General features: G+C 36.7%; 16 protein-coding genes. 11 read left to right on the top strand and 5 right to left on the bottom strand.

The features are described from left to right. The 7 genes from J3U14_RS07405 to J3U14_RS07375 form a co-directional block, all read left to right on the top strand. Window positions 1-515, top strand: a 515-nt coding sequence (locus J3U14_RS07405) for a DUF2345 domain-containing protein (RefSeq protein WP_267369611.1), incomplete at its 5' end; no start/stop codon positions are given. An 11-nt stretch (window positions 516-526) separates the two neighbouring features. Further along, on the top strand, window positions 527-4,057 hold the full coding sequence (locus J3U14_RS07400; protein ID WP_267369609.1) for a hypothetical protein: 3,531 nt from the start codon (window positions 527-529) through the stop codon (window positions 4,055-4,057). Further along, window positions 4,054-4,695, top strand: coding sequence for a hypothetical protein (locus J3U14_RS07395; RefSeq protein WP_267351218.1), 642 nt, complete (start codon window positions 4,054-4,056; stop codon window positions 4,693-4,695). The genes J3U14_RS07400 and J3U14_RS07395 overlap by 4 nt, the downstream gene beginning before the upstream one ends. Window positions 4,696-4,710: 15 nt before the next feature. Then, window positions 4,711-5,325, top strand: a complete 615-nt coding sequence (locus tag J3U14_RS07390) for a hypothetical protein (RefSeq protein WP_267351220.1) — start codon at window positions 4,711-4,713, stop codon at window positions 5,323-5,325. Between the two features lie 194 nt (window positions 5,326-5,519). Beyond that, window positions 5,520-6,062: a hypothetical protein gene (locus J3U14_RS07385; RefSeq protein ID WP_267369608.1), complete on the top strand. Its 543-nt coding sequence runs from the start codon at window positions 5,520-5,522 to the stop codon at window positions 6,060-6,062. A 115-nt stretch (window positions 6,063-6,177) separates the two neighbouring features. Beyond that, the gene (locus tag J3U14_RS07380; protein WP_267352433.1) at window positions 6,178-6,639 is read left to right on the top strand and encodes a hypothetical protein; all 462 of its coding nucleotides are present in this window, start codon (window positions 6,178-6,180) and stop codon (window positions 6,637-6,639) included. Window positions 6,640-6,840: 201 nt separating this feature from the next. Beyond that, window positions 6,841-7,053, top strand: a complete 213-nt coding sequence (locus tag J3U14_RS07375) for a hypothetical protein (protein ID WP_267352434.1) — start codon at window positions 6,841-6,843, stop codon at window positions 7,051-7,053. A 64-nt stretch (window positions 7,054-7,117) separates the two neighbouring features. Here the strand turns inward: J3U14_RS07375 and allD are convergent, their stop codons facing one another. The 5 genes from allD to allC all read right to left on the bottom strand — a co-directional run bounded on the left by allD (window position 7,118) and on the right by allC (window position 12,591). Then, window positions 7,118-8,167, bottom strand: coding sequence for an ureidoglycolate dehydrogenase (gene allD, locus J3U14_RS07370; RefSeq protein ID WP_267352435.1), 1,050 nt, complete (start codon window positions 8,165-8,167; stop codon window positions 7,118-7,120). 23 nt (window positions 8,168-8,190) lie between these two features. Beyond that, the gene (locus tag J3U14_RS07365) at window positions 8,191-9,108 is read right to left on the bottom strand and encodes a carbamate kinase (protein WP_267352436.1); all 918 of its coding nucleotides are present in this window, start codon (window positions 9,106-9,108) and stop codon (window positions 8,191-8,193) included. Between the two features lie 75 nt (window positions 9,109-9,183). After that, window positions 9,184-9,963 carry a (S)-ureidoglycine aminohydrolase gene (gene allE / locus J3U14_RS07360; protein WP_267352437.1) on the bottom strand — a complete coding sequence of 260 codons (780 nt, stop codon included), beginning with the start codon at window positions 9,961-9,963 and terminating at the stop codon, window positions 9,184-9,186. A 142-nt stretch (window positions 9,964-10,105) separates the two neighbouring features. Continuing rightward, window positions 10,106-11,353 carry an MFS transporter gene (locus tag J3U14_RS07355; protein WP_220216985.1) on the bottom strand — a complete coding sequence of 416 codons (1,248 nt, stop codon included), beginning with the start codon at window positions 11,351-11,353 and terminating at the stop codon, window positions 10,106-10,108. A gap of 11 nt (window positions 11,354-11,364) precedes the next feature. Further along, entirely contained in the window at window positions 11,365-12,591 is a 1,227-nt protein-coding gene (gene allC / locus J3U14_RS07350) for an allantoate deiminase (RefSeq protein ID WP_267352438.1), read from the bottom strand. Window positions 12,592-13,123: 532 nt separating this feature from the next. Between allC and fdrA the strand changes: the two genes are divergently transcribed. Genes fdrA through allS form a run of 4 tightly spaced genes read left to right on the top strand, consistent with a single transcriptional unit; the run spans window position 13,124 to window position 17,947 of the window. Beyond that, complete coding sequence (gene fdrA, locus J3U14_RS07345; protein ID WP_267352439.1) at window positions 13,124-14,791, top strand: acyl-CoA synthetase FdrA; 1,668 nt, start codon at window positions 13,124-13,126, stop codon at window positions 14,789-14,791. Window positions 14,792-14,803: 12 nt separating this feature from the next. Further along, on the top strand, window positions 14,804-16,060 hold the full coding sequence (locus J3U14_RS07340; RefSeq protein ID WP_267352440.1) for a DUF1116 domain-containing protein: 1,257 nt from the start codon (window positions 14,804-14,806) through the stop codon (window positions 16,058-16,060). Between the two features lie 3 nt (window positions 16,061-16,063). Next, a complete protein-coding gene (locus J3U14_RS07335) occupies window positions 16,064-17,020 on the top strand; it encodes a DUF2877 domain-containing protein (protein WP_267352441.1) in 957 nt (318 codons plus the stop codon). Window positions 17,021-17,023: 3 nt separating this feature from the next. Continuing rightward, entirely contained in the window at window positions 17,024-17,947 is a 924-nt protein-coding gene (gene allS / locus J3U14_RS07330; protein ID WP_267352442.1) for an HTH-type transcriptional activator AllS, read from the top strand. Window positions 17,948-17,955: the final 8 nt, after the last annotated feature.

Raw genomic sequence — 17,955 nt, 5'->3', positions numbered from 1 at the left:
GTGGCATATTAGCTTATGCGCAAGAAGGCATTGCGTTAACCAGTCCTGAAAACATCCAGTTATCAACCGGTAACAGCGTAAGTGTTACCGCTGAAAACCAGACTGACATCACGGCATTAAAAAACATCACGCTGGCATCGGGCGATGCGATAGGGTTATTTGCTCACAAATCGGGGATGAAGGTGTTTGCCAACCAAGGGGATATTGACATACAAGCCCAAAATGCCAACCTCAATATGGCGGCTAAACAAGATATCAAAATCGACAGTGTGGACGGCGAACTGACCATTACAGCAAGCGAAGCGCTGACATTAATGTGTGGTGGCTCTTATATCAAAATCAGCAGTGAAGGCATAGAGCTTGGCACGCCGGATAATGTGTACATGAAATGTAATGTGATGCAAAAAATGGGACCGGCAAGTATTGATAGTGACAAATTAAAATTTACATCCAGTGATATCGATGTAGCACTTATGCGTTTAATCAATAGTGATGTTATCAATTTTTCAGGATAAAGGAATCAACCATGGCATTAACACCAATAAAAAAATGGAAATATCCGGTCGTTACCAATGACCAAAAAAAATCAAACGCTACCCATTATCATCAAGCCTTAATGTTAGTGGAAGAAGGTTTCTATCCTGTCAGCACGAATAAACAGGTACATGGCGGCATTCATTTTGATGAAAAAGCGCTTGAAAATTTAGGCATTGTATATGATAAACCCAGCAAAGTGTGCTGTATAGCTGATGGTGAAGTCATTGCTTATCGGGTAAACGACAATTATCAAAAAGTTGATTATGGTGATAAGGTTGGTTTTTTCTCAACGAGTTTTGTTTTAGTTCGTCATCTGCTTGAAATGGAACGAATTGAAGAAGCGACCCCGCCAGCGACACCAACCCCAACAACCCCAACACCACCAACGGCAGAAAGTCAGTCATCCCCTGAGGCAGCTACAAATAGCTCAACTGAAAATTCAACGGCACCGGCAGCGAATGCATTACCGTCGTCAAATACATCGCCAGCCACGACAACACCGGTAACGACATCACCAACGGGCACGAATACTAATACCAATACGCCAACGACAACCGGTGACGCATCAACAGTAAGTACACCGCCTGCTACTGAAACGGCTAAACCTAAACAGCCCGGTCATCAGCTGTATTTTTATAGTTTATATATGCATTTGGCGGATACGAAATACTATGAGGATAACCCCAAAGAGCCTGCGCCGGCATTTTGGGAGCAAGATATTTATCGGGTTACTGAAAAAGGTTTAGATTTTGTTGAAGGATTAAATATTCGAAAGAAGCCTGACTCAAAAAAAGGTGAGATTCTTGCAGTTTTACAAGCGGGCACCAAAGTGGAATTGAATCTTGAGTTACATACCGAAGATTATAAATGGTATGCGGTGACCTCATTAAAGGAAGGCTATTGTTCAATTCCGGTATTAACGCCTTATGAGCATGAAGGAAAGCAGATTATCGGTTGGGTTTTTAATGACACTAAAAAGCAGCTCACGGAATCTGAATTTGATATAAAAGGTAATGATAAAACTTTTGCTAAATCAAAAGGACTGAGAGTCAGGGATGAAAGTAAAAAAAACATACTGACTATGTTACCAAAGGGAACCCAAATAAAAATAAGTGGTAAGAAAAAATCAAAAACGTTTGTTGAATTAGCTCAGATAGTCCGTGATGGAAAACCGACCATACCTTTGCCAGAGGCGAAAAAAATGGTTTGGTATGATAGTCTCGAAAATATCACTCGAGGCAAAGAATATAATAAGGTTGTGGTATTAGAGAAACCTTTTCCCATCAATGCGGGTGATTTAGTCGGTCATATTGGTCATAATCAAAATGATGCCATTAGCAAACAAAAAGATAAAGACGGTAATTATATCGATATAGCGACTTTACCGCTAAAAACAGGTTTAACAGCAAGTCAATATAAACCAAGTTTACATGTTGAATGCTTTACTTGTGACGATTTGCCGACGTTCATCACCCAAACGCAGACAGAGGCAGGTAAAATACCCGATGAAGATAAAACATTGGTTGGCATATCAAAAGGTGCAAAATTACTGGCGTCAGCATCAGAATCGGATACAAAAGTCGGTGAGCGTCTTAAAGACTCGGAAATAAAAATATTAAGTAAAGAACAGAATATCAACTGGTTACAAATAGAGATTCAAACATCGAAAAGTGAAACTAAAACATTATGGATAGAGAATAATAAAGAGATAGAGGAAAAAATAAAAACCAAAGGTAATCTAAAAGATTTAGCCAGTACCACACCCGCATGGAGCAAGTTTCCATTACAACAGAGTGAGTTAACAACCAGTAAAAATGAAGTCGATACACCACCGTTGCTACTGAATATAAATGATAAAGATTTAATCAAAAATGATAAACGAGCCATGGATGAAAAGGGAACGTTGTGGTTATGGATAGAGCATGCAGTGGATAGTCAAAATGTTCCTATTGAAGGATGGACATTTATTGGCAGTGAGGGCGTGAAGAAAGTCAGTGGTTGGGAGTGGTTTAGTTTTAAACAGATTACAGAAACCAGCAGTTTAAAAGAGTTTTACCTGAGTGCAAAAAAAGCGACAACCCGAAATAAGGATAATGCTTCACTGGAGAACTATAAGCCAACCCTCAAAGAGACCTTAACAATATTAGATAAGCAATATATTCAAAATAGTAATAAATATGCAACATTAACACAGGGATGTTTTAAAGGGATATCCGACAAACCACACTTAACAATGGCACTGGGACGGCTGTTAGTTCATTATCAAAGTGAATGGTATGAAGAGCTGAATGCAGAAGGAAAGCGACCGGAATGGGAAGCATTAAACAGTGAAATGACCGATGATGCGGAAAACTATTTAGGTTATCTAAAAGACGGTGATGAAGCAAAACGTGATGCATATGTTAGTAAGATGGACGCAAGCGAACAAGAATCAATAAAACAAGGCTTAGAACAACAAAGAAGAGATTATCAACGTTTTCCAGATGGTTATGAAGATGCACCCGACAAGAAATTAACACAAGAGCAACTAAACTTATTGGGGAAAATAAATGAGTTAGAAGAGAAGTATAAATTATGGGAAAAAAGCAAAGAAAAAGCGACAAAAATGCTTTGGTGGGATGATGTCACCAAAGGTTTAGCTAAGCAAAGTCAACAGACAGAACAAAGTGACGCAGAAACTAAAAAAGAGCAATCAGCAGACACCACAACTAATCAAACCGAAACTTCATCAACACCTGCCACGTTAAGCCAAAATGGTAAAGTTTGGTTTATGCATCCTGTGGCTATGGTAGATTATTTTAAAGCTAAAGCGGGAATTATTACCTATCATATCTTTCACGATGGAAAAATCGAGAAGCATATACCACATGAAATTTTAATAGGTTATGAAAAAAAATATAAATATGTTTATCACGACAAAAATAATAATTTACATCAATTAGGTATATATGATTATATTGAAATAAATAATCACTATTATCCTCATAAAAGATATGGTCTTACTAAAAAAATTCATTTAATTGATTTAAGAAAAGTAGAGCAAGAATATGAACAATATGGCTTAAAATATCGTTTTAATGTTGACTGTTTTATAGATCCACGTTTTTTCATGAATGGTGATACGTTAGCAAGTTTTTTTGGTGCAATGTTAGAAGTAAACTTTCTTGATATTAGTTGTAATGGTTTTAGTACTTCTTCAGGTAGCTCAGGAGTCAGTAAATCACATATTAATGGTTATCATGGAGATTTTAAATATTTAAGATTAGACGAAACTTTACTTAAAGGACCAGGAACTAGTCTGAATATTCAAAACAACCCAAAATTATTTGACTATAAACGTCAAAATCAATGGAATGATGCTTTATATAAATTTGGTTGGACAGATATGTTAGGTTGGAGTTATACATTGGATGGGAAAAAGAATTTTCCCAACCATATAAAAAAGGATACAAAGGATCATGATCATCATTTACATGTCCAGTATTATGATATGGATAAAATAAAGGAAATTAAAAAATGAAATATCTAATCTATCCCTTTATTATTTATTTATTGATATTTGAGCAATTTAGTTTGGTTATGGCTAATGATAAGATTGATCATGATTTGTTACATTTTCAAAAAATAGATCTACCGTTCACATCCAAGCAAGCAGCTAAATATTACTATTGGAAAGATGACATTTTATTTATTTCACCTGATGATAAATTACCTTATCGATTTTCGGCGGAAGAATATGCGTATAAACCTAAGATAACAAGATTTGATTGGAAACCTAGTTTTTATTTTCCTGCCATTTATTTTATTTATAAAAAAATTATATATAAAGGCATTATCTATATAGAATATGGCGATAATGATACGCCGATATTTATTTTCCAATTAAATAGCTACGATGTTAAAGGTAATTTTATAGATGCTATTAAGCTAGATGAACGGCTGAGTGCTGAAGGTGAAGCGCTATGGTGGAGCGACTTTAAAATCGAAGCAAATGGCAACATAATAGTAAATCAAATGGAACAAATATTGATTGATGATGAAAGATACAAAAATGGTGACATTCATATAATCAAAAAATCGGGATATCAAATGAGTGATACAGGGGTATTTAGAAAAGTTAAAGAAACGGTTGTTGATGAAATGTATCAAGAAAATTAAATAAGGAAAGATTTAATGAAAATTAAATATTATTTAGGGGTATTATTATTGATAAATACCTTATTTTGTTATGGTCATTCTTTTGTTATTGATGAAAAATATACTGGTGCGCCATTTGTCAAAAATATTAATACTGAAGAATTAATTGCTAGTTGTACTAAAGATGAAAGATTTTGGGAAATATTCGATAATGAACAACGCAAATTAGATTTGACACGTTGTCCTTTATATACAACAAAATTTAGTTTTAACAAATTGTATGACTTGCTAGATAAAAAAACAGTTATATACCATGATGGTGATTTAGAACTGGTGATGCAAAGAAAGCATTACAAAACAATAAATAATAAATCTACCCATTGGAATTATTGGAATAATTATAATGTTTATGAAGTTAATTTATCACTGGTGTATAAGCAAGAAATCAGAGATACCATTACATTAGCGGGTTATTCTTATAATCCTGATTTTAGTTTCTATTATCAAACTGACTATTATTACATTGATTTAACGGGTGATATATATACTTTATCACTGGAGGATTATAGTTATCGCATAAATTTAGTCAATAAAATGCATTATAAAATTGATAAACAAAATTTATGTTTTAATAACATAAATAATATTTAAAAGTAAGCAAATTATTTACTAAGTGTTAGTTAAAACCTAATAAGTATGTACAAAATTCATAATAGGTAATATTTCCCATTTTGAACATAATAGATATTGGGGGATATAACAAATCAAAAATTCCATTTGCTGACGATAAATATTCATGGCCCCCAATTTTAAAAGGAAATCCTCACGGTAAATAAGGATACAGTATGAAACAATTAATTTTATTATTATTGGTATTACCTAACTTAGTATCAGCACAGGAAATATATAAAGATTCGTCTAATCAAGAATATTTATTTTTAGGAAGTACAGAAAATGGTAAGCGAAATTTTTTAAATCTTAAAAATAAAAAGATAGATTGGATAAGCCTGTCAGAATTACAGCAAATGCAACAAATAGATTTATTAACACCACATATTTTTTGGGATAAAGTCAACAAAAACTCTATAGGGTTTCATGCGAGTGGTTATGAACCTTTTTGGAATGCCATAATAAGTAAGAATAAATTGCAATTTATGCTTAATAAAGAAGAAAACATTAAAATTTCTATAGATATAAAATCTTCTGCTTTAACAAATAATTTTGTGACAATTTTCCATTCTGATAAGGGTATATATGGTTTAATTCGTAGTCTTCCTAATGGAACTTTTTGCGAAGCAAATCTTGATGAGCTTACTTCAATATATGAAATTTTTATCGACTTTAAAGGTGAAATATTTGAGGGTTGCGCGCATTTAGATAAATTATGAATAAAGATAATAAAAACTTATTTTGTAGGAAAGATTAGACTACGCCGTCATTTAATTAACTATTCAAAAAGCTTAAGAGAAAAATATTTATCTGAATTACAAAAGGAGTTCAATCTTGAAGATAAAGACTTGTATTAACATCAATGTATCGCTTATAAGACAAGTGGAGAAGGTAAAAATCTTTATCTTCCTGCTGATCATTGGAATGTTGCCCCCAATTGTTACAAATGCTATTAACCGTGATGATATTAAAGTATTGACGATAAAAAAGACATTAGAGATAAATGATAATGGCTACATTAAGGATCTATGTGATAAGTGGCAATTAAATAAAAAAGATATTGTGCATTTTTTTTCTACAGCAGAAAAATCAATTAATTCTGCTCAAATAAATTCTTTTGATGTTTACTCTTGCAAAATCAAAGGTAACTTATTGATTAATGGAGTTAATAAGCAATATGATATTGATTTAGGTGGCTTAGCTTTCATTTATGGAAAAAATACAGAACAATTAATTTTTGGTTGTTCTAAAGGCGAGTGTTTAAAATATGTTCACCACGAGCCTTATGTTGAATAAAAAAATAACATTTATATTTTTATTAAAAGGAATAAATCTATAGATGATATTCCTCATTTTGAAAATATTTTAAGGGAATATAGCAAAAAAACCACCTTAACAACGGCACTGGGACGGCTGTTAGTTCATTATCAAAGTGAATGGTATGAAAAGCTGAATGCAGAAGGAAAGCGACCGGAATGGGAAGCATTAAACAGTGAAATGACCGATGATGCGGAAAACTATTTGGGTTATCTAAAAGACGGTGATGAAGCAAAACGTGATGCATATGTTAGTAAGATGGATGCAAGCGAACAAGAATCAGAAAAACATGATTTAGAACAAGAAAAAAAGAATATTAACGCTTTGCTAAAGACGAGTTCCCTGTATACACAGGGATACATCATCAACAAAATCAATAAATTCTATACTTAACTATTATAATGCAACTATAAAAGGTTATTTTTAGCTTGTAATCACTCTTAATGATTAACCCTTTTTATTCTGCAAATTTATTTTTGTGATCGTAACGATCAAAGTGAACATCATCGCTAATCAAATATTGATAAATATCATCCACAATTTCGATTCCATTTTTAATATAATCTGCTTCCCGTTTTTTTCCTCTTTCACCAGGGAAGAATACTTCACTATTGCCTTTTGCGGGTTTTACCTGTTTCAATTGATCTAACATCGCAGACATGCTTTTTTTGAATACTTCAAGCCCAACAAAGTATTCTGGGTTAATGACAATATGTAAATGCCCTAGATCACGTCCTTTGGATAAATCGGCATACATCGAAGACACGTTTTTACCGAATGGTACACCAAGCAAAATTCCGGATAACACATCAACCATCATCATTAATCCATATCCTTTTGCATCTGCAATAGGTAATAAGGCATTGACTTTATAAGGATCGGTAGTGGCTTCACCTTGCTCATCAACAGCCCAAGTAGGGGGGATTGCTGCACCTTTAGAGCGAGCATACAATATTTTACCCCAAGCTTGTACAGTCGTTGCCATATCAAATGATACGACTCTTCCATCAGCAGAAGGGGCGGCAAAGGCGATAGGATTAGTGCCAAAAAATTCTTCGGCACCGCCAAAAGGTACCGCCATCGGATCAGATTGACACATTGAGATAGCAACAAGATTATGAGCGGCTGCCATTTCAGTAAAATAACATAATGAACCACTGTGTGACATGCGTCGAATACCGACAACGGCAACGCCATGTTTTTTGGCTAGTTCAATCGCTTTATCCATACCAATTTTTGCGCCAACCAAACCACATCCATTATCAAAATCGAGAATCGCACTAGCTGGCCCGGTTTCTTTATAGGTCATATTGGGATTTGTGGTCATGCCGCCTTTGGCTATCCGCTCAGAATAGTATTCAACTCTTACCGCTCCATGTGAGTGTATTCCCCTTGCATCAGCAAAGGCTAGTGCATCGGCAGCAATATCAGCATGTTCTTTGCTTAATCCTGCTTTATGTAGTTTTTTCGCAATTAAATTATGTAATGTTTTTCGGTCTACTCTCATGTTTGTACTCCTCTGAATGGATTCTATTTATCCATGGAATGGTTTTTTATTACGGTACCTTTTTGACCTTTTAATAAGGATTCAATATCTGTTAGGGTACCGATATAAGCTGTATTCCCTGTTTTTTCGACAAATTCAATGACGGATTTGACTTTAGGACCAATGGCACCATCATCGATAGCAAGCGGTTTTAGGCGTTCAGTATCAACATGATCAAGTGCTTTTTGTTGTGGTGTCCCCCAGTTTTCATAAACGGCATCAGCATCGGTTAATATCATTAGGTGATCAGCTTGTAGCTGTATGGCTAATTGCGCAGCAGACAGATCTTTATCAATGACCGCTTCCACTCCTTGGTAGCCATGGTCAATGCTGATAACAGGAATACCACCACCCCCATTACAGATCACAATAGTATTGTCATTCAGCAATTTTTGAATGGTTGCAATTTCCAAAATTTTTTTTGGTTTAGGGGAGGGGACTACCCGTCGAATGTATTGACCGTCTTGTTTAAATATCCAACCATATTGTTGTTTGAGTTGATTTTGTTGTTCGGGGGGATAGACAGGCCCTATAAATTTTGTCGGGTGAGTAAACGAAGGATCACATTTATCAACCTCCACTTGCGTAAGTAACGTGACCACTTGGGTAACATTAGGTTGTTGCTGTAAACTTTGACCTATCATATACCCTAGCATGCCTTGAGTTTGCGCAACTAATATATCAAGCGGATAAGCCGGTACCTTTGAATAAGCTGCATTTTGCAAGGCTAAAAGTCCCACTTGCGGACCATTACCATGTACAATGACTAATCGATATTTATCTGCTAATTTGGCAATTAATTTGGTTGTAGAATGAATATTTTGATATTGATTCTCAACCGATAAAGGTTCATTTCGTTTGGCAATTGCATTACCACCTAAAGCAATGACAATCAGTTCCATATGGTTTCCTTGATCATTTGTTAAAGTTAACGGATTTATCCGTTTTTAAGTTTACGTTGTCTTATTATTGATTGATTAGATAGCAACGTCTCGATGACAATCTTTAGAATAGATATAACTTAAAGGCACTTTACCAACGGCATAACAGGCTTGTAAGGCATAGGCACCCATAAAAATATAGTCATCTTTTTTAACGGGGATCCATTCATTATCCAGTAGGTACATCCCTTCACCACTTAGCAGATAAGCACCATGTTCTTGGACATGGGTTTCAATGTAACCATGACTGGCGCCGGGATTGAAGGTTAAAATATGGAAATTCATATCAAATCCAAGTTCTTTAGGTAATAAGTCTTGGATAAATACGTTATCCATATTTTCATAATTTAAGCTTTCTAACTGCTGAACGTGATTGGAAATAATGCGAGTTTGATAATCTGCTAAGGGAATATAACGTCTTTTGTAGAGAAATAATCGTGAACTTTCGGCATGATTGTGTAGATATAATTTTACCCCAGCAGGACAATATAAATAGCCACCAGTCTTTAATCTAAACGATTGACTATCTGCGGTGGCGGTAATATATCCACTAAGGACATAAACAAAAAGTTCAATCCCTTCACTGCCAAAACCTTGTACATTTTTTGCGTCTTGATGCATGGTGACAAGATAATCTACGAAGGATGCACCTAACTTAGGTGTCGATAAGATAGTGATATCACAATTTTCGAATCCTGGAATGACATTTTTGACTAATCCATCAGGTGGAATAAGCGCATAATTTTGGCGTTTGATGATGGCTCTGGAAGCCAGCAAATCTTTTGGATAACCGGTATTGTGATTGAAGTACCCCATATTTATCTCCTTGAAAAATTATAATCTTATACTTTGCTGTTCGTTTTTTTAGGGTAAAAGGCAACTAGCCTGTAAAACAGCATCGTTTTAAAGCAATATTGTTATTGCCGACTACCGCAATGGATCGGCAATGATTGATTTGTTAATTGGTGATATGTTTACGCATGTTGATCAGGAAAAAGAGCAAGGTAGCGATAATTAAAATGCCAATTGCCACGTAAAATCCTGTCATTTTTGTTCCGGTTAGATCAGCTAAATAACCGGTTAATGGCGGTGCAATTACCGATGAACTCATACCAAAAAAGTTAAATACTCCAAACGAAGTGCCATAATTTGTTTTCGGTGCTGTATCAGCCACGTGTGAGATGAGGATAGGCTCTACCGCCAATTTACCAAACAGTCCATAAAAAATGAGCCCACCTAGCAATAACGTGATGGTTGTTGCTTGTACGGTCGTTAACAGGGTCGCTGCTGCAATTAACTCAAGTACAATAATGAAAAACAGCCGTTTATTTTGGTATTTATCTGATATTTTACTGATGATTAACGCCCCGGGTATGGCAGCAAAGGCAACCAAAGACGATGCAGATCCAATGTTTCCACCCGTAAAGCCACGCTCGGTTTCGAGAAAGTTAGGTAACCAACTAACTATCATGTAATACCCATAGCAGGTTGCAAAATACATAATATAAGAAGCCACCATTTGACTACTAAAAAATCGATGTTTGGCGTTCGGTTCGTCAGCGGATGTGACCGCTTCTTTTGCTGACGATGATTGACTTTGATTTTGTTTTTGTTTTGGCGTTTCCTTAATAATCAGGGCAAACCCTGCCACTAAACAAAGTAATAAGGCTGCAATGATATATAGCATATACTCCCAAGGCATTCCCCATGATTTGACCAAAAAGCTGGTGGCAAGCAGACTGATCCCCATTCCTAATGCTGAACCAGTATTAATAATGGCAGAAGCAAAACCGCGATGTTGCGAAGGAATGTTTTCAGCAGAAAGCGACCAAGCTGATCCATAATAAGAGCCACATCCTAATCCAGCCAATAAGCTACCGACATAAATCATCATAATTGAATGTGCATTACCAATGATTAATGCCGCTATGGTAAAGAGTAAAAATCCCGGAATCACCACGGCTTTTTTACCGAATCGATCGACAAGAATGCCAGCCGGAATTTGCATTGCGGTGTAAGCAAAAAAATAGCAACTTGCAATAAGTCCAAGTTCCGTATTGGATTGAGGGCCTATAGTTTGTTGAACTTCAGGGAAGATAGCGGTTAACACAGGGCGATAGATCCACATCACTGTCCAACCCAGACATAATAATACGACGATTTTATGCCAATATTGAATACCGCCTGTTTTTTCTGTCGTGGTCATATTGATTCCTCTTACTCTTGATAAGCTAGTTTATATAAGGCATAAGTGAGCGCTTTAATGCCTTCAACTAAATCTTCGGTTTTGGTATCTTCGGCAATATTGTGACTAATGCCTTTTATACTCGGCACAAATAGCATTGCTGTTGGAACACGAGGCGCGAAAATCTGTGAGTCATGACCTGCACCGCTATGCATTACCCGATAACTTAATCCTTCTTGATCACAAATTTCTTCTAGCAGATGAATTAATTTAGTGTCCATAGGAATGGGATCTTCATCCATCCAGCGATTGATTTCGATCTCAAGATTAAGTTGATTGGCGATGCGAATCATATCCGCTTCAATCTCTTCGGTGAAGGCGACGAGTTCCGCTTTATTGGTATGTCGACAATCCATCGTGAATAGCACTTCACCCGGCACGACGTTTACAACATTCGGTTTAGGTTCAACATGCCCAAAAGTCAGGACTAAGGGATCACCCACTTTTATGGCTTTATTAATTGATTGATAACAGATTTGACTAAAGGCATAAACTGCGTCTTTACGATAACCCATTGGTGTTGTGCCGGCATGGTTAGCTTCGCCAATTAAGCGGATGTTATAACGGCGCTGACCAACTATGCTTGTCACCACACCGATACTTTTTTGTTCTTTTTCAAGCACGCCACCTTGTTCGATATGAATTTCTAGAAAAGCTTTAATGTCGTTGCGTGCAGGCTGAGTTTTGAAATTAAATCCACATGCTTTCATGGCATCAACAAATTTGATTCCTTCACTATCTTCAATCTCATTAACATCACGATGATCGGCAATGGCAAACACATTTTTACTTCCCCAAAAAACATACGGAAAACGGCTACCTTCTTCTTCTGCCATTGAGATGAGTTCTAGAGTTCGTAACGGTTGACCATAATGTTGATGTAAGTATTGCATGGCAAGTAACGCAGCAATAATACCAAGTTGCCCATCAAGTTTGCCACCGTTAACAACGGTATCAACATGCGACCCAGACATAATGACTTCATTCGGATATTTGCTACCTTTGAATCTTCCATAAAGATTGCCTATTTCATCAAAGTCGCTTTCCATACCGATTTGCGTCATTCTGTCTTTTAAGGCATTTTGGGCGGCCAGCCATTCTGGTGTATATAGCAGTCGGGTGGTACCGCCTTGTTCAAGCCCCCCAAAACTCGATATCCATTTAACTGCATTAGCCACATCATCATACAAGATATTCATAAGCGTTTACCTATCATTAACCATTCGTTTAGAAAAATTGCTTTAACTCTTTTTAACTACTCGTTTTTAATTAGGTTTTTAGTTCTGGAACAAATTCGATAATTGTTTATTTGCCGTTTAGACTATCTATTAATAGCAGAGAATAATGTGATCAAACTAACTATTTTAGATTTATAAAATTTAATTAAATTAATGGGTTATTATTATAAAAAATTTTTTAATAATAATTTATCTTCATGATTATATTCATATTTATTTAATGATATAGATGATTGTTTTGTGACTTATGACCTATTTATTCCGCTTTTTTTACGTAATATATAAATATAGTCTGATAGTTAGATTTAATAGGTTAACGCAATATTGTTGTTGTAAAACAGATTCAAAGCGGATAGTAGGGTATGACTGAGCAGGATAATTTATCGCGTCAATGAAAATGTCTTTTAACATCTAGCAAGCGCATATCTATTTATTTCCAATTACCATTACAGCATTTATTACAATAATTTAATAACTGAGAGGTCCAATTCTCATGATTCAATCTTTCATAAAAAAAGGTAGTTTTCAGGATTCTGTTAGCCTCATGTTGATATCTAAAAAGCTGAGTAACCTTGAAGAAGTCGATGAAGTTTCCGTTATGATGGGAACACCAGCCAATAAATCATTGCTTGTAGCTACAGGATTTTGGAGTGATACTTTCAATCAAGCAACGCCTAATGATATCTGTGTAGCAATTAAAACGCATGATGATGCTAGCGATGCCATAGATTTAATTCGTTCACAACTTGAAGAAGCTTTAAAAAATATTGCTCAGCAACAGCAAGGGGGCAGTAAATTACTTAAAGCAAGGCGTTTTGCAACCGCTAATCGAAAACTCCCTGATGCTAATTTGGTGCTTATTTCAATTGCCGGTGAATATGCGGCAGAATTGGCAGAACAAGCGTTAGATGAAAATAAAAATGTCATGATATTTTCCGATAATGTGTCGCTTGAAGATGAAATCCGTTTGAAAAAAAGCGCAGCAGCAAAAGATCTTATTGTCATGGGGCCGGATTGTGGAACGGCAATCATAGCTGGGGCGCCATTGGCATTTTCTAACGTGATACCTAAGGGTAACATTGGGGTGATTGGGGCATCGGGAACCGGCATTCAAGAAGTGATTTCACAAATTGCATTACTCAATCAGGGAATTACACAAGCAATTGGACTCGGCGGACGTGATTTATCGCAAGCAGTAGGGGGGATTAGCGCATTAACCGCATTAACTATGCTAGCAGCTGACAAGCAAACGCAAGTCATTACTTTTATTTCTAAACCGCCAGCAGAAAGTGTCCGTATAAAAGTGATTAATGCAATGAAGCAAATAGCTAAACCTATTGTGGCGCTCTTTTTAGGTTCCCGTATTGATAATCGGCAAGACGATAATATCTTTTTTGCCAGCACGTTAGATGAAGCAGCTAGATTAGCTTGTTTATTAGCCAAAGTTGAAAGTACGATGAGTACGTTGCCCAGTGTGGCTCATCAAACCATTATGGGATTATATACCGGTGGTACATTAGCATCGGAAGCCGCAATGTTGCTGGCTAATCAACTCAATCTTTTGCTCAGTGATAACCACGACAAAGGCATCATGTTCGATCAACAAGGTCATAAAATTATCGATCTGGGCGATGACTTTTATACCGTTGGACGCCCACATCCCATGATTGACCCATCCATACGTGAACATGCAATAACACAATTGGGCGAGCAAACAGGGGTGGGGGTATTGTTACTGGATCTGGTCATAGGCTATGGCGCAAATGCGAATCCGGCTGAATCAATAATCACAGGTTACAACAAGGCTATCGCTAAACGATCTTCTCATCATCCCTTAATTGCTATTGCCACGGTGACAGGATCTGAATCCGATCCACAATGTCGTAGTAAGCAAATTGCAGCACTTCAATCGGCAGGTATTACCGTAATGGATAATTTACCCGAAGCCATTTTATTAGCCACAAAATTAATTACGCCAGCAAATAAGATTGATTGCTTAAAACCTTACCCTTTACTTGATCATATCAGTGTGATTAATGCCGGTTTGCGGAGTTTTGCTGAAGATCTGCAATCATCAAATATTCCTGTGGTGCATTATCAATGGGCACCGTTAGCTGGTGGCAATCAAAAATTAGCGGCTATTTTGAAAAAATTAAACTAAGAGGTTGTGACAATGAATTCATCAATTAATGAAGCAAATCAGGCCATTATTGAAATAATTAAAGCGGCAAGACCGCATTGGGTTGGTGTTATTGCTGCTAAAGAAGCGATCCCGACTTTGGCACAAGGTTACAAATTATTACATGCAGGCCCACCGATTATATGGCAGGACATGACCGGACCAATGCAAGGTGCCTGTATTGGTGCCTGTTTATTTGAAGGCTGGGCGCAAAATGAAGAACAGGCACTAGCTTTGCTAACGACAGGTAAAGTGGAATTTATACCTTGTCATTCGGTTCATGCTGTTGGCCCTATGGGTGGGATTACTTCGGCAAATATGCCTGTTGTTGTGGTTGAAAATATTACTCATGGCAACCGAGCTTACTGCAATTTGAATGAAGGTATTGGAAAAGTCATGCGTTTTGGTGCCTATGGGCAAGAGGTGTTAAATCGTCATCACTGGATGAAAACGTCATTAGCGCCGGCGCTTAATGAAGCATTAAAATTATTTGAAAAAGGAATCGACTTAACCGCACTGATGGCTCAAGCCATTTCAATGGGGGATGAGTTTCATCAACGCAATATTGCTGCATCGGCATTATTACTTCGTACCTTATCACCTAAATTAGCTCTGCTTAATCGTAGTAAAGAAGAAATGGCGAAGATTTTTGATTTTTTAAGTGTCACCGACCAATTCTTTTTGAATTTAGCTATGGCATATTGTAAATCAGTTATGGATAGCGCAGCACAGATCCAAGCCGGCACAATTATTACTGCGATGACACGTAATGGTAAAGATTTTGGCATTAAAGTCAGTGGACTGGGTGATGAATGGTTTACTGCACCCGTTAACACACCACAAGGACTTTTCTTTACCGGATACTCCCAAAAGGATTCGAACCCCGATATCGGTGATAGTGCAATTACGGAAACATTTGGTATTGGTGGGGCGGCAATGGTTGCTGCACCAGGGGTAACCCGTTTTGTTGGCGCAGGTGGCGCGGATGTTGCATATGAAGTATCAGAAGAGATGAGCGAAATCTTTTTAGAACATAATATGCAACTACAAATACCGTCTTGGAACTTTCAAGGATGTTGTATGGGATTAGATCTGCGTCTGATTGTAGAAACAGGTATTACGCCCTTAATTAATACAGGAATTGCCCATAAACAAGCAGGTGTGGGTCAAATTGGTGCAGGAACGGTGCGTGCGCCGTTAGCCTGTTTTGAAAAAGCGCTTGAGGCATTAGCGATAAAATTGAAAGTGTAATTTATGAATCAGGAACTTGCAGATTGTCATCGTACCGATAATCAAGCTGAAAATCAGCAATGGCTCTCACCATTCTCTGCCGATTTTAATCGGCAGGGAGTTTTCCATACATCAAAACGTATTACGCAATCTATAAAGCCATTGCTTAAAAGTGCCCATGTACCATTTACTGTGAGTGATTTAACACTATTTAGTCTGCATGAACATACCATTAATCTGATTAATAATGCAAAGCAGCTTATCACTTTACACCGTTATGGTCACGGTTTGTCGCCAATGGGTTGGGTACTAAAAAGTGCTCAATTTGATTTAATCAAACAGACACTAACTCAACGTCATAAACCAATCGAACAATTAGCAACGGGTGACTTAATTATCGGACATATTCAAATTAGTGCGAAAACACACATCTGCTCTTTGCAATTACTTCCTTATCCGCTTACCAATTATGATAAAAATAGAGTTGCTCAATTATTCAAGCAGATCAATAATCCTACAGGATTGTTTGGCGAGTTAAGACAAAATATTACTGAAAAAAGGGCGCCTGAATTGTGCCAGTTTTGTGACAAAATTGACGCATTATTAAATGGATATTCTGATGATATTACCCCTTTTATTGGTCTAGGAGCAGGATTAACCCCCAGCTTTGATGATATTTTGATTGGCATGATTGCAGTACTATTAAGTGATCAGCGTTTTTATCGTCGATGTAACTTGTTACAACGTGCCATACTTAAGCTTGATCTTGATTCTTTAACGACAACTATTAGTGCGACTTTTTTACGTCATGCCCTGCAAGGAAGATTTTCATTACAAGTACTGCAAGTTATAACCGCACTCAATCAACAAAAATATCAACATCGATCTTTGGCTGAGATATCAAATTATGGTCATACTTCAGGGGCTGATCTGTTGCTTGGTATTTGGCTTGGTGTCGATCGTTTTGTCATAAGGGATTGAAGTATGTTAGATACAGAAACCATGCGCACATTTACTAAAGTTGTTGAGTGTAACAGTTTTTCTAAAGCCGCAAAGTTATTATATAAAACCCCAGCCGCAATTAGCTATCGAATAAAATCATTAGAAGCTGAACTCAACACTCAGCTATTTGAACGAACCACTCGAACCGTTTCACTTACGCTAGCCGGTCAACACCTTTATGAGCACTGTAGTCAGTGGTTATTATGGTTAAATTCAATGCCCGAAGAGTTACAACAAATTCGTGATGGCGTTGAACGTAGAGTCAATTTAACGATTAATAACCTATTATATGACAGCGACGCTATTACAGAACTGCTAGATTATCTACTAGAAAAATATCCTTTTACCCATTTTACGATTAATCGCCAAGTTTATATGGGGGTGTGGGATTCATTGTTATATGGAGAATGTCATCTTGCTATTGGGGCAACAGGCACGGAATCACTGGATAATATGATTAATATCTTTCCATTAGGCGAAATAACTTGGGCATTTGTAGCTGCTAAGCATCATCCTATCACTCGTATAGATACTCCTTTATCAAATGATGCACTGCGTAAATATCCTGCAATCAATGTTGAAGACACCTCTATTCACATGAATAAACGTGTGGCATGGTTATTGCCAAGTCAGACCGAAATCATCGTACCGGATATTTCAACTAAATTGGCTTGTCATTTAAAAGGGCTTGGTATTGGATTTTTGCCTCGCTCTTTGTGTCAACCCTATTTGGACACGGGGGAATTAATTGAATGCAAAGTGATTAATGAACGCAAACCCTCACCACTTTCGTTAGCATGGAAAAAATCGAATATGGGTAAAGTGATGAATGAAATCGTCAATTTGTTTAAATATCATCATCCTATTGCGCTTCGTTTTTTAAAAAAAATTGATAAAAAAAGGTAATCCAATTC

The organism is Gilliamella sp. B3801 (genome assembly GCF_026536645.1).
Lineage (GTDB): Bacteria > Pseudomonadota > Gammaproteobacteria > Enterobacterales > Orbaceae > Gilliamella > Gilliamella apicola_I.
Note: the sequence above shows the minus strand (reverse complement) of the source record. Positions and strands in the feature narration are given on the sequence as shown.